The organism is Mangrovicoccus ximenensis (genome assembly GCF_003056725.1).
In the GTDB taxonomy this organism is placed as follows: domain Bacteria; phylum Pseudomonadota; class Alphaproteobacteria; order Rhodobacterales; family Rhodobacteraceae; genus Mangrovicoccus; species Mangrovicoccus ximenensis.
The window spans coordinates 106,385-118,190 of record NZ_QBKZ01000025.1; the positions used below are offsets into that span (position 1 = coordinate 106,385).

Sequence of the window (11,806 nt, forward strand, 5' to 3'; positions counted from 1 at the left end):
CCAGGGCGCCGCGCTAACCGTTTGCGGCCCGGCTGCCGCGGCCCCTCCGGGCCGCCTACCGCGCCGGCCGCGCGAAAGGGCCGTTCCGTGATCATCCGCAAGCGTCCGGGAATGCTGGAGCTTTTCTTCGTCCTAAAGGGCTCGGTCATCCAGAAGATCTGGGTGCAGGTGCTGGCCGTGATGCTGATCTCGGTCGCCGTGGTCTTTGCCCACCGCAACCTTCCGGGGATCGTTCCCTCGCTCGACCCCTCTCCTTTCGCGCTGATCGGCATCGCGCTGTCGATCTTCCTGAGCTTCCGCAACAGCGCCTGCTACGACCGCTGGTGGGAGGCGCGCAAGCTCTGGGGGCTGATGGTGCAGACCTCCCGCGACATCCTGCGCCAGACCGTCATGCTGGAGGGCAGCCCGGAGCGCCGCAGCATCCTGATGGCGCTGGCCAGCTTCGCCCGCCGCTCGGGCGCGCAGCTGCGGGCCCGGCCGCAGGAGGAGGAGACCGCAGATGCCGCGCTGACCGGCGCCGGACGGACGGTCTCGGAGCTGGAACGCGCGGGACGGATCACCGCCACCGAGGCGCTGGTGCTGCATGAAAGCCTGAACCGTATGTCGGCGGCGCTTCTGGGCTGCGAGCGGCTGGCCAGCACGCCGGTGCCGTTCGCCTATACTCTCCTGCTGCACCGCACCGCCTATATCTACTGCACGATCCTGCCCTTCGGCTTCGCCGACACGCTGGGCTGGGTGGCGCCGCTGGCCACCGGGCTGGTCGCCTATGCCTTCTTCGGGCTCGACGCGCTTGCCGAGGAACTGGAGGAGCCGTTCTCCGACAAGCAGAACGCCATGCCGCTGACCGCCTATGCCGCGGCGATCGACATTTCCATGCGCCGCGGGCTGGGCGAGACCGACCTGCCGGAAATGCCGAAGCCCGAGGGCTATGTCCTGACCTGATCTGCATTCCCCAGCGGAAGATATGGGACGGGCGGAAATCGGCCCCTGCGCGCCCAAGACGCCTGCAACTTGCGCCATGTCATGTTACCGTTTTCCTGCATATGGCATCCGGCTGCCCGAAGGGACGGTGCGCCCCGGCTGCGGCGGCGCAAGCGGGACCGGATGCCCGCAGAGATTCCGGCCGGAGCGGCCCCGGGCCCTCCGGCCCAGAGAGGTGAGGACAGGTAGATGATGCACGACAAGATCCCCGGCGCGGACGCCAATGCCGTCCGTCCGGCCCGCAATGACCGCGACCGGGAATTCCATGCCGCGATCGGCCGCTATACCGGCGGGCTGTCGCCGGCCGCGCTCGGCACCGCGACGCTGGACTGGTGGATGCACCTGCTGGGATCGCCGAACAAGCAGACCGAGCTCTACAACCTCGCCTGGGACCAGGCGATGGAGACGCTGAAGCTGCCCGCCGCCTGCCTCGCAGGCAAGGAAGACTGCCCCGAGATGGCGGCCATGCAGAAGGACCGCCGCTTTGCCGCCCCGGGCTGGCGCAAGTTCCCGTTCAACGTGATGGCGCGCGGCTTCCTCAAGCAGGAAGCCTGGTGGAACGAGGCGACCTCCAAAGTCCACGGCACCGATCCGCGCCATGAACGGATCGTCAATTTCGCGATCCGCCAGATCGTCGATACCTGTTCGCCGTCGAATTATTTCTGGACCAACCCGGCGGTTCTGGAGAAGACCCGCGAGGAGCGGGGCCAGAACATCATGCGCGGCTTCCAGAACTATTTCGAGGACCTCAAGGACCAGACCACCGGCGAGAAGGAACTCGACCCCGACTACAAGGTCGGCGAGGTGCTGGGGATCACGCCGGGCGAGGTGGTGCTGCGCAACGACCTGATCGAGCTGATCCGCTACACCCCATCCACCGCCGAGGTCCGCCCCGAGCCGGTGCTGATCGTGCCCGCCTGGATCATGAAATACTACATCCTCGATCTCGAACAGCGGAACTCGATGGTGAAATACCTCGTGGACCAGGGCTTCGAGGTCTACATGATCTCCTGGAAGAACCCCGGCAAGGAAGACGCCGAGAAGGGCATGGACGACTATGTCCGCAACGGCAGCCTCGCCGCGCTCGACTTCGTCTCGCAGGGCACGCGCAAGGTCCATGCCGCGGGCTACTGCCTCGGCGGCACGCTCCTGTCGGCGACGGCGGCGCATGTCGCGCATCGCGCGTTCCAGCCGGTCGCCTCGATGACTCTGATGGCGGCGCAGGTCGATTTCACAGAAGCCGGCGAGCTGTCGCTCTTCATCTCCGAGTCCCAGGTGTCCTTCCTCGAGGACATCATGAAGACCCAGGGCTATCTCGATGCCGAGCAGATGGCCGGGGCCTTCACCATGCTGCGCTCGAACGACCTGTTCTGGAGCCGGATCATCACCCAGTACATGATGGGCCAGAAATCCGGGAAGAACGCGCTGATGGCCTGGAATGCAGACAGCACGCGGATGCCTGCGCGGATGCATACCGAATACCTGCGCGGCCTGTTCCTGGAAAACCAGCTGGCGCGCGGCCAGTGGCGGGTGCTGGGCCACACGGTGAACCTGACCGATCTCGACATGCCGATCTTCGCGGTGGGCACCGAGACCGATCACGTCGCGCCCTGGCGCTCGGTCTACAAGATCAACCTGCTGACCGACACGGACGTGACCTTCGCGCTGACCTCGGGCGGCCACAATGCCGGCATCGTCTCGGAGCCCGGCCATCCGCGGCGGCACTACCGGCTGCTCGACAAGCCGCAGGGCGCGCCGCATCTGTCGGCCGACAGCTGGCTGAACAATGCCGAGATGCGCGACGGCTCGTGGTGGGAGGCCTGGTCGGCCTGGCTCGGCGCCCGCTCGGGCGCGCCGGTCCCGGCCCCCTCCGCGCCGGGACGTCGACCACGCAGAGCCTCGCCCGCGGCGCGGCGCAGCTGGAAACCGCGTATCTGAACGGCGAGATCGTCACCATGGCGCGGGCGGCCGGCCTCGATGCGCCGGTGAATGCCGCGCTTGTCCGCCTCGGCGCGCATCTTGCCGGGAACAAGGCGGCGCCCGGCGCGATGACCGTGGGTGAACTGGAAGACTGGATCCGGACCTGACCCTTTGCGGGCGGGACCGCTGGCAGGGGAATGACGGATGAGCTCGGGACTTCTGGCGCTCTTGGATGACGTGGCGTTGATCGCGAAGACGGCGGCGGCCTCGGTGGATGACGTGGCGGGGATGACCGCCAAGGCCGGCTCGAAGGCCGCGGGCGTGGTGATCGACGATGCCGCGGTGACGCCGCGCTATGTGATGGGCTTTTCGCCGACGCGGGAGATCCCGATCGTCTGGAAGATCGCCAAGGGCTCGATCTTCAACAAGCTCGTCATCCTGCTGCCCGGCGCGCTGATCCTCAGCCAGTTCGCCCCCTGGGCGATCACCCCGATCCTGATGGCCGGCGGCCTGTTCCTCTGCTTCGAGGGCGCCGAGAAGGTGATGGAGCTCTTCGGGCCGAAGGAAAAGGCGGAGGAGGAGCTGCCCGAGCCCGGCACCGACCTGGAGAAGACCCGGGTTGCCTCGGCGATCAAGACCGACCTGATCCTCTCGGCCGAGATCATGGCGATCGCGCTCAGCTCGCTGCCCGACTCGCCGCTCTGGGAGCAGGCCGTGGTGCTGGCCGCGGTCGGCGTGGCGATCACCGCGGGCGTCTACGGCGCGGTGGCGCTGATCGTGAAGGCCGACGATATCGGGCTGCACCTGTCGGAGAACAGCCGCTCGGGCGCGGTCAAGGCCTTCGGCCGCGGGCTGGTGCGGGCGATGCCCTGGGTGCTGTTCGCGCTGGCCAAGATCGGCATGGTCGCGATGCTCTGGGTCGGCGGCGGCATCCTGCTGCACGGCACCGAGGAGCTCGGCTGGCACGGACCCGCCGGGATCGTCCACCACCTGCAGGAGGGCATCGGCCATGCGGTGCCGTTCTTCGGATGGCTCGCGGGGGCGGTGGCCTCCTCGGCGATCGGGCTGGCGGTGGGCTTCTGCCTGGTGCCGCTCGGCCATGCCGTGGCGCGGCTGCGCGGCGGCCACTGACCGGCGGGCGAACCTTGCCAGCCCCCTAAGACGGGTGCCTGATTTTTAGACATTCGGTGCTTTGGAAAAGCGGGTGATTCCGGTATTGTCATGGGACATCGGCAACCGGCGCGCCGCCACCTGATGCGGACCGGGATGCCAGCGGAATCGCGGACAGGGGTGTGTCCGGGGTGGAAGAGAGGGTTCCGGACCGCCGGAACCCTCTTCGCGTTCCAGGCCCGGCGCCTCGTCCCTGCCGGGCAGCCCCCGCCGCATCCTGGGACGCGGCGGGGGGAACCGTCCTATTCGGCCGGGGAATGGCCCTGCGGATGAACGGCGTCGGCGAGGCGCTTCTCGGCCTCGGGGTCGATGTCCAGCTCGTGGCCGCTTTCCAGCGCCGCATCGGGATCGTTGAACTTCGCGATGTCGAGCTTGCCCTCGGTCTTGGCCACGACCACCGTCACCATCGCATCGCCGGTGACGTTCACCGCGGTGCGCAGCATGTCCATCAGGCGGTCGACGCCGAGGATGATCGCGATCCCGTCAAGCGGCAGCCCGACCTGTCCCAGCACCATGGTCAGCATCACCATGCCGACGCCGGGAACGCCCGCGGTGCCGATCGAGGCCAGCACCGCCATGCCGATCACCGTCAGGTAGCCCGAGACGCCCAGATCGACGCCGTAGACATTGGCGATGAACACCGTCGCCACGCCCTGCATGATCGCGGTGCCGTCCATGTTGATTGTGGCGCCGAACGGGATGGTGAAGGAGGCGACCGACTGGTCCGCGCCCATCCGCTCGGTCACGTTGCGGTAGTTGACCGGGATCGTCGCCGAGGAGGAGGCGGTCGAGAAGGCGAAGACCTGGGTCGGCCACATCTTCTTCAGGAAGGTGACGGGGCTCAGCCCCGAGGTCGCCTTGAAGATGATCATCAGCACGACGAAACAGTGCAGCACGAGCGCCAGCACCAGCGACGAGACATAGCCCAGCACCGGCAGGAAGACGACCAGGCCTTCCTGGGCGAAGACCTTGGCGATCAGGCAGAACACGCCGTAGGGCGCGAAATGCATGACGATCTCGACGATCTTCATCATCAGCTCGTTCATGTATTCGCAGCCCTGCAGGAACGGCTTCGAGATGTCGCCCAGCATCAGCGCCGCGACCGCGAGCACGATGACATAGAAGATGATCTGCAGCATCTGGCCGTTCGCCGCCGCCGCGATCGGGTTCGAGGGCACGATGTCGGCGATCACGCTCCAGGCCGAGGGGGCCTCCTTGCCGGCCACCGAGCCGACCTCTACGCCGGACATCTCGAAGCCGCTGCCCGGTCCGATGATCAGCGAGACGCCGATCGCCATCATGATGGCGAGCGCCGTGGTCGCGATGTAGAGCACCAGAGACTTGCCGCCGACCCGGCCGAGCGCGCCGATATCGCCAATCCCGGCGACGCCGCAGATCAGCGAGAAGATCACCAGCGGCACGACCAACATCTTCAGCGCGTTCATGAAGATCGTGCCGATCATGGTGAACAGGCCGTCGACGAGCAGGCTGTTCAGGAAGCCGAGGTCGATTGCGTTCAGGATCAGGCCGGTGACGATGCCGCCGCCCATCGCGATGAGTATCTTGGCGGTCAGCGACATGCGCCCTCCGCCTGCCGTTGCATCCGGACTTGCCATGCGGATTCTCCTGCATTCCCTGTTGTCCTTGCGGACAAGGATATGCCGGGAGCGGCTCCGGCAAAGCCGGGCGGCGCAGTTTGGCCCGGATGTCATGCGCTAACATGCATCCTTTGCGGCAGGATTAGGCAATTTCACGGGATCGGCGGCGCCTGTTTCCCGCCTCAGCTGCCGGGATCGGTGCCGCCGAGCGCGCAGATCGCGGCGAATTCCGCCTCGGTCACCGGCTGCACCGAGAGGCGGGAATTCTTCGCCAGCACCATCTCCGAGAGGCGCGGATCGGCCTTGACCATGTCCAGCGTCACCGGGGTCTCCAGGGGGCGGACGGCCTTGATGTCGACGCATTCCCAGCGCGGATCGCCGGCCTTGCTGTCGGGATGGACCTCGGCAATCACCTCGATGATGCCGACCACGGCCTTCTCCTTCTGCGAATGGTAGAAGAAGCCGCGGTCGCCTTTCTTCATCTCGCGCATGAAGTTGCGCGCCTGATAGTTGCGCACCCCGTCCCATTCCTCGCCGGCATCGCCTTTCGCGGCCTGGTCGTCCCAGGACCAGGTGGAGGGTTCGGACTTGAACAGCCAGTAGCGCATCGCGGTCTCCGTGCTTGGTCGCGCCTTGGATGGCGTCCGGGCCCTGTGCGAGTCAAGCTGTGTCGCATCGCCGGGAACGGTTTGAAATGCTAGCGGTTCGCAACTAGAGCCAGTGCCGTTTTCCGGAAGCGTAGTGCGATGCCAAGTTTGACCGACAGGACCCGGGCAGGGATTTCCGCCGCTTTGGCGGGAGAGACGGGGGGCTGGCGGCGCAGGCTGCTCTTTGCCGGCCCGGCGGTGGTGGCCTCGGTCGCCTATATGGACCCCGGCAATTACGCGACCAACATCCAGGCGGGGGCGGGCTACGGCTACCAGCTGCTGTGGGTGGTGCTGCTGGCGAACCTGATCGCCATGCTGTTCCAGGCGCTCTCGGCGCGGCTCGGGATCGTCACCGGCCGGAACCTCGCCGAGCTGTCGCGCGACCGCCTGCCGAAGCCGCTGGTCTGGGTGATGTGGGCGGTGAGCGAGGTCGCCGCGATGGCCACGGACCTGGCCGAGTTCCTCGGCGGCGCGATCGGCCTGTCGCTGCTTTTCGGGCTGCCGCTGCTGGCGGGGATGGCGGTGACGGCAATCGTGACCTACGGGCTCCTGATGTTCGAAGGCCGCGGCTTCCGCCCGATGGAGCTGATCATCGGCGCCATGGTGGGCGTGATCGGCCTTTGCTACCTCGCCGAGATGCTGATCGCGCCGGTCGACTGGCCGGCCGCGGCGGCCGGGCTGGTGACGCCTGCCATGCCGGACAGCGCCGCGCTGACCATCGCGGTCGGGATCATCGGCGCCACGGTGATGCCGCATGCGATCTACCTGCATTCCGGCCTGACCCAGGCCCGCGCCCGTCCGCGCGACCTGGCCGAGCGCCGCAAGCTGGTGTCCTATTCCAATACCGAGGTGGTCTGCGCGCTGGCCGTGGCCGGGATGATCAACATGGCGATGGTGATCATGGCCGCCAGCGCCTTCCATCGCGGCCATTCCGAGGTGGCCGAGATCGAGACCGCCTACCACACGCTGACGCCGCTTCTGGGCGGCGCGGCGGCGGTGGCCTTCCTGACCTCGCTGATCGCCTCGGGCGTTTCCAGCTCTGTCGTCGGCACCATGGCGGGGCAGATGATCATGCAGGGCTTCCTGCGGTTCCGCGTGCCGATCTGGCTGCGCCGCGCGGTAACCATGGTGCCGGCCTTCGCGGTGGTGCTGGCCGGGGCGAATGCGACCCAGGCGCTGGTGATGAGCCAGGTGGTGCTGTCGATCGCCCTGCCGGTGCCGATGCTGGCGCTCCTGGCCTTCGTCGGGCGGCAGGACGTCATGGGCGAGCTTGCCGTGAAGCGCCCGGTGCTGGTTGCGGCAGGGGGCGGCGCGGTGCTGGTCCTGGGGCTGAACTTCGTTCTGCTCGCCGACTTTTTCGGCGTCAGCCTGCCGTTCCTGGCGGGCTGAGCCGGCTTTCCGGGCCGGCCCGGCCGATGGTCACGCGTGGCGCCGGCTGAGCCGGCTTCCTGCCTTGAGCCGGCTCAGCTGACTTTCAGTCTTGCGCCGGCTCAGCCGACGACGCGTTTCCAGTGCATGATCTGCACGCTGTCGAACAGGTCGGCCTTGGCATAGGGGTCGTTGGCCGCCCATTCGGCTGCCTGCTCTTCGGTTTCCACGGTCAGGATCACCAGCGAACCGATCATCTGCCCCTCGGGGTCGAGGAACGGGCCGGCCTGCTCGACCGCGCCGGTTTCGGCGATATAGGCCAGATGCGCGTCGCGGTTGGCCTTGCGGATCTCGAGCGCGCCGGGCTTGTCGAGGCAGATCAGGGTATAGGGCATGGAACGGCTCCTCTTGCGTCTGCCCGTTCCTAGCAGCCCCGGCGCGCCGATCAAGGCGGCATCCACGCGTCAGGCAAAGGCGATGTCTGGCGCCAGCCCGTCGCGGCCGGTCAGCCCCGGCAGGTCACCGGTCCCGAAGCCGAAATGCACGCCGTTCGGCGCCGCCGCGGCATGGTCCGTCATCGTCTGCGCCCCGGTCCCGCCGCCGCCACAGGGCGTCTCGTCTAAGCTCGGCCGGTTGCGGCCGGTTTGGAAATCGGTGACGAAGCCCGTTTCGCAACCCGGGGCGAGGATGAAGTCATCGGCGCCGCTACCGCCGGTCCGCGTGTCCCGGCCGCAGTCGCCATCGAGCCGGTCATTGCCCTTGCTGCCTTCGCGCAGCTCGTCGTACGGAAAGCCGCCGCGCAGCGGTATCGAAGCCGATCCCGCCCAGGATCGTGTCCCGCCCCATGCTGCCGCAAATCCCGCCGAAGACCGGATCTCAGCCGCGCCCGGCCAAGACAAGGTTCCGGCCATTGCTGCCTTGAGGCTGTCGGAGCCCGCGCCGCCGTCGACCATGTGATGTCCGGTCCCGCGCGAGACCAGGTCGCCGCCGTGGCCCGCGAGGATGTCGTCCTCGCCGGCCTGGCCCGGCAGGTAATCCGGCCTGTTCGGGCCCGCGAAGCTTTGCGCGCCGCTGTCGTCGAAATAGCCGATCTCGTCCTTGCGCAGATAGCCGTCCAGCAGCGCGTAGCGGGCGCCGCCGCAATCTGCAACGCGGGCGTAATCCGCCAGGCCGAAGTCCGGCTTCCGGCCGGTGCAATGCGGCAGCAGCGGGTCATTGGCCAGCGCCGTGATACTGGCCCGGCCTGGCGCCCGGCGCCGAAGCCGGCCTCGGCCGGCTTCAGCCGAGACCCTCGCAATGGTCGTCAGTGTTCTCCATGCCGGGGATGTTGAGCTCGGTCATCGCGCCGTCGAAATCGGCGTTGTCGTTCAGCACTTCTCTGGTGACGGTCTAGGTGTCGGGCCAGTCGGCGCGCTCGGGGAAGGTGACGGATTTCCGCGGATGCGACAGGCCGATGTGGGAATCCCCCGCGATCAGCCGGAGATGGCGGTCGACAAGCATGCCGCCGGCATCGAGCTGCGCCGGATCGGACTGGCCGTCGAAGCCGTAGGCCAGCGGAGCGTCGTCATTGATGCAGACATCCTGGCCGATCCCGGCATAGGCCAGCGCCACTACCGTCAGGTCGGCCGCATCGCGCAGCCGGTGGCCATCGACCGCGGCGAAGATGGCCAACGCCGAGCCGCCGAGGCTGTGCCCCGCCACACCCATCCCGGCGATGCCGTTCGCCGGATCGTTGGCATGGGCGAGCGCCGCCATCACCGAGGGCCGCAGGGCGGCATGGCTTTCGTGCAGCCCGTTGCCGGTCCAGGCCTGGCCAGTGGCGGTCTTTGCCCCGTCCTTGCTGTCGGTGCGGAGGAAGGACAGGAACAGCGTCTTCGTCCCCCCGGCCTGCAGCGCCGGGCGGGCCGTCTCGCGGTGTCGAACGTTCCGGTCCAGGCGCGGCCCTCGCGGAGCCCGCAGGAATTGAACCGGGGCCGCCCGCTGTCGAAGAAGCTGCCGCCGAGGTCGCCGCGGGTCAATGCCCTTGGCCCGGCCTGGCCGAGATAGCCGTCGTCGTGGCCATTGTCTTCCACTCTGGTGCGCCAGGCCTGCGGAATGTCAGCGTCGCCATGGCCGCTGCGCGCCTGCCAGCGGCGATTTCCGCCGCTTCGGCGGAGTTGCAAAGGTCTGCCGCGGCCGTCATGGGCGTTGCCGAAGAGCTGCGGCAGGCTGTTGCTGCCGTCCTTGCCGTCGCCGTCGTAGCAGCCGCACCCGCAGCTTGACCTCGTGAGGCCTGTCCGAGGCAAGGGTATGGGTGATGGTCCCGCTGTCCGTGCCGATCCGGGTGCCGTCGACGAAATGGTCAAGCTTGATCTGCTCCGCGGGCAGCGCCGCCCGCGGAATAGCCGTTATCGCCGGTCACCGCCTTGATTTCGATTTCGCTGCCGGCCGCCCGGCTCTCGGCCCGGACCTTCAGGTCGCTGAAGATCAGCTCGGGGTTCCGCCCCGCGACGGTCTCCGTGCGGGGGGTGTTCGAGCTCTCGGACCCGCCGCGGCTGTTGGCGATGCGGACCTCGACCTCGTGCTGGCCGTCGGTGGCGAAGTCATGCAGTTCGGTCTCGGAATTCGACTGGCCCGCCGCCAGCTCTCCAGGAGCTCCCGCTTTCGCCGATCTTGCTGCCGTCTGCACCGCATTCAGGATGGATCGGATCGCAGTCGAACCAGTCCCGCCAGGCGCTGCAATCGGCGGCGCCCGGGGGCGGGCGGTCGGGGAGATGATCACCGGCCGCCCGCTGGCCGGGTTGACGGCGATGTCGATGTTGCAGACAGCCAGATCGGGCAGCAGCGCGGCGCCGGAGCTGCGGGTTGCGTTGCGGATGTAGTTGCCGGTGCCCGAAATCGAGGCGCCGGGGAGGGCGCCAGCTGATCTCCCCGGAATTCGACAGGCAGGGTCCGGGCCCGGGCGGGAGCACGTCCCCGCCGACCTCGCTGCCATTGTCATGGAGCCCGATGCGGATGGAGGCGGAACAGTCGTCCCGGAGGCAATCCGCATCGTTGCAGGCCGTCCTCCGAAGGGGGACGGTCCCGCCGGCGGCGAGCGTGCCGGGCACGTCGATGTCGGTGACCTTGAGATGGGTCGCAATGGCCCGTTCTCCGCATCTTCCGCAGGGGACGATTGCCAGGCGGAGCTTGGTCCCGGCGTGCCGCTCCGCGCCGAACCGGGCGGAAATCAGTCCAGATAGATCATTTTTGCCGTCATCCCGCCATCCACGGGCAGGGTCTGCCCGGTGACGAAGCCGGCTCCGGCGAGGTAGAGCACCGCCTCGGCGATGTCGGCGGGGCGGCCGACGCGGCCCGCAGGATGCTGGGCATGGTCCTCTTCCGACAGATCGACGGCATCGGTGATCCAGCCCGGCGCGATGGCGTTGACGCGGATCCGCGGGCCGAGCTGCACCGCCAGCGCGCGGGTCATCGCGACCAGCCCGCCCTTGGCCGCGGCATAGGCGAAATCCCAGCCCTCGGACATCAGCGCCCGGGTCGAGGCCATCATCACCACCGATCCGCCGGCCCGCATCAGCGGCACCGCAGCACGGGTGACGAGGAAGGCGCCGGTCAGGTGGCTGCCGGTCATCGCGGTCCAGTCGGCAAGCGGGGTGGCGGCGATGTCGGGCGTCGCGGTGCCGACCAGCCCGCCATTGTTGACGACAAGGTCGATCCGGTCCCAGCCGAGCGCCTCGAAGGCGGCTGCGACCGAGGCCTCGTCGGAGATGTCGCAGCGGATCTGGCGTCCGGCATGGCCCTGCTTCAGGTCGAGGCTGGCGACCTCCCAGCCTTCGGCGATCAGCGCCTCGCAGATGGCGGTGCCGATCAGACCCGCGCCGCCGGTGACGATTGCCCGCTTCATGCGCGACCCTCCGTTGCGGCCCCTCCGGGGCCTATTCCTCCTTCAGCGGCCGCGCCATCAGCGCGGCCAGCGCATCATGCACCGAGACCTCGCCATCGACCAGCGCGGCGACGGCACGGGTGATCGGCAGATCGAGCCCGACGCGGGCGCCCAGCCGCGCCATCGCCCGCGCGGTTGCCCGGGACCCCGCGGCCCGCCAGCAGCAGGACCCGATCGCCGCCGACCGCGGCAAGCGTGCC

At 68.3% G+C, this 11,806-nt stretch carries 13 protein-coding genes; 5 read left to right on the forward strand and 8 right to left on the reverse strand.

Translation table 11 applies throughout. The features are described 5' to 3' along the window. Positions 1–87 precede the first annotated feature (87 nt). From C7T91_RS28230 to C7T91_RS28245, 4 genes are all read left to right on the forward strand, one after another. Positions 88–942: a bestrophin family protein gene (locus tag C7T91_RS28230; protein ID WP_108263218.1), complete on the forward strand. Its 855-nt coding sequence runs from the start codon at positions 88–90 to the stop codon at positions 940–942. A gap of 228 nt (positions 943–1,170) precedes the next feature. Further along, positions 1,171–2,919, forward strand: coding sequence for a PHA/PHB synthase family protein (locus C7T91_RS28235; RefSeq protein ID WP_108263219.1), 1,749 nt, complete (start codon positions 1,171–1,173; stop codon positions 2,917–2,919). A 17-nt stretch (positions 2,920–2,936) separates the two neighbouring features. After that, positions 2,937–3,068, forward strand: coding sequence for a hypothetical protein (locus C7T91_RS38215; protein WP_269102724.1), 132 nt, complete (start codon positions 2,937–2,939; stop codon positions 3,066–3,068). Between the two features lie 37 nt (positions 3,069–3,105). After that, complete coding sequence (locus C7T91_RS28245) at positions 3,106–4,032, forward strand: DUF808 domain-containing protein (protein WP_108263220.1); 927 nt, start codon at positions 3,106–3,108, stop codon at positions 4,030–4,032. A gap of 281 nt (positions 4,033–4,313) precedes the next feature. Here C7T91_RS28245 and C7T91_RS28250 read toward each other — a convergent pair whose 3' ends face one another. Together C7T91_RS28250 and C7T91_RS28255 are read right to left on the reverse strand one after the other, a co-directional pair. Then, positions 4,314–5,687: a dicarboxylate/amino acid:cation symporter gene (locus tag C7T91_RS28250; RefSeq protein WP_108263221.1), complete on the reverse strand. Its 1,374-nt coding sequence runs from the start codon at positions 5,685–5,687 to the stop codon at positions 4,314–4,316. 164 nt (positions 5,688–5,851) lie between these two features. After that, positions 5,852–6,277 (reverse strand): EVE domain-containing protein, encoded by a 426-nt coding sequence (locus tag C7T91_RS28255; protein WP_108263222.1) that lies wholly within the window; start codon positions 6,275–6,277, stop codon positions 5,852–5,854. Positions 6,278–6,460: 183 nt separating this feature from the next. Here C7T91_RS28255 and C7T91_RS28260 point away from each other — a divergent pair, with 183 nt between their 5' ends. Next, positions 6,461–7,705, forward strand: a complete 1,245-nt coding sequence (locus C7T91_RS28260) for an Nramp family divalent metal transporter (protein WP_456237876.1) — start codon at positions 6,461–6,463, stop codon at positions 7,703–7,705. Between the two features lie 101 nt (positions 7,706–7,806). Here C7T91_RS28260 and C7T91_RS28265 read toward each other — a convergent pair whose 3' ends face one another. The 6 genes from C7T91_RS28265 to C7T91_RS38220 form a co-directional block, all read right to left on the reverse strand. Continuing rightward, positions 7,807–8,079, reverse strand: a complete 273-nt coding sequence (locus tag C7T91_RS28265) for a YciI family protein (protein ID WP_108263224.1) — start codon at positions 8,077–8,079, stop codon at positions 7,807–7,809. Between the two features lie 69 nt (positions 8,080–8,148). Next, positions 8,149–8,637, reverse strand: coding sequence for a calcium-binding protein (locus tag C7T91_RS28270; protein ID WP_108263225.1), 489 nt, complete (start codon positions 8,635–8,637; stop codon positions 8,149–8,151). 436 nt (positions 8,638–9,073) lie between these two features. Then, complete coding sequence (locus C7T91_RS28275; RefSeq protein WP_108263226.1) at positions 9,074–9,439, reverse strand: alpha/beta hydrolase family protein; 366 nt, start codon at positions 9,437–9,439, stop codon at positions 9,074–9,076. 586 nt (positions 9,440–10,025) lie between these two features. Continuing rightward, positions 10,026–10,658 (reverse strand): hypothetical protein, encoded by a 633-nt coding sequence (locus tag C7T91_RS31950; RefSeq protein WP_145963056.1) that lies wholly within the window; start codon positions 10,656–10,658, stop codon positions 10,026–10,028. Positions 10,659–10,892: 234 nt separating this feature from the next. Beyond that, entirely contained in the window at positions 10,893–11,567 is a 675-nt protein-coding gene (locus C7T91_RS28285) for an SDR family NAD(P)-dependent oxidoreductase (protein WP_108263228.1), read from the reverse strand. A 31-nt stretch (positions 11,568–11,598) separates the two neighbouring features. Beyond that, positions 11,599–11,730 (reverse strand): hypothetical protein, encoded by a 132-nt coding sequence (locus C7T91_RS38220; RefSeq protein WP_269102668.1) that lies wholly within the window; start codon positions 11,728–11,730, stop codon positions 11,599–11,601. Between the last annotated feature and the right edge of the window lie 76 nt (positions 11,731–11,806).

What these genes read in the sequence shown, in the direction of transcription:
- C7T91_RS28235 (WP_108263219.1), top strand. Translation starts at nt 1,171, where the DNA reads ATGATGCACGACAAGATCCCCGGCGCGGACGCCAATGCCGTCCGTCCG.
- C7T91_RS38215 (WP_269102724.1), top strand. Translation starts at nt 2,937, where the DNA reads ATGGCGCGGGCGGCCGGCCTCGATGCGCCGGTGAATGCCGCGCTTGTC.
- C7T91_RS28245 (WP_108263220.1), top strand. Translation starts at nt 3,106, where the DNA reads ATGAGCTCGGGACTTCTGGCGCTCTTGGATGACGTGGCGTTGATCGCG.
- C7T91_RS28250 (WP_108263221.1), bottom strand. Translation starts at nt 5,687, where the DNA reads ATGGCAAGTCCGGATGCAACGGCAGGCGGAGGGCGCATGTCGCTGACC.
- C7T91_RS28255 (WP_108263222.1), bottom strand. Translation starts at nt 6,277, where the DNA reads ATGCGCTACTGGCTGTTCAAGTCCGAACCCTCCACCTGGTCCTGGGAC.
- C7T91_RS28265 (WP_108263224.1), bottom strand. Translation starts at nt 8,079, where the DNA reads ATGCCCTATACCCTGATCTGCCTCGACAAGCCCGGCGCGCTCGAGATC.
- C7T91_RS28270 (WP_108263225.1), bottom strand. Translation starts at nt 8,637, where the DNA reads ATGGTCGACGGCGGCGCGGGCTCCGACAGCCTCAAGGCAGCAATGGCC.
- C7T91_RS28275 (WP_108263226.1), bottom strand. Translation starts at nt 9,439, where the DNA reads ATGGCGGCGCTCGCCCATGCCAACGATCCGGCGAACGGCATCGCCGGG.
- C7T91_RS31950 (WP_145963056.1), bottom strand. Translation starts at nt 10,658, where the DNA reads ATGGCAGCGAGGTCGGCGGGGACGTGCTCCCGCCCGGGCCCGGACCCT.
- C7T91_RS28285 (WP_108263228.1), bottom strand. Translation starts at nt 11,567, where the DNA reads ATGAAGCGGGCAATCGTCACCGGCGGCGCGGGTCTGATCGGCACCGCC.
- C7T91_RS38220 (WP_269102668.1), bottom strand. Translation starts at nt 11,730, where the DNA reads ATGGCGCGGCTGGGCGCCCGCGTCGGGCTCGATCTGCCGATCACCCGT.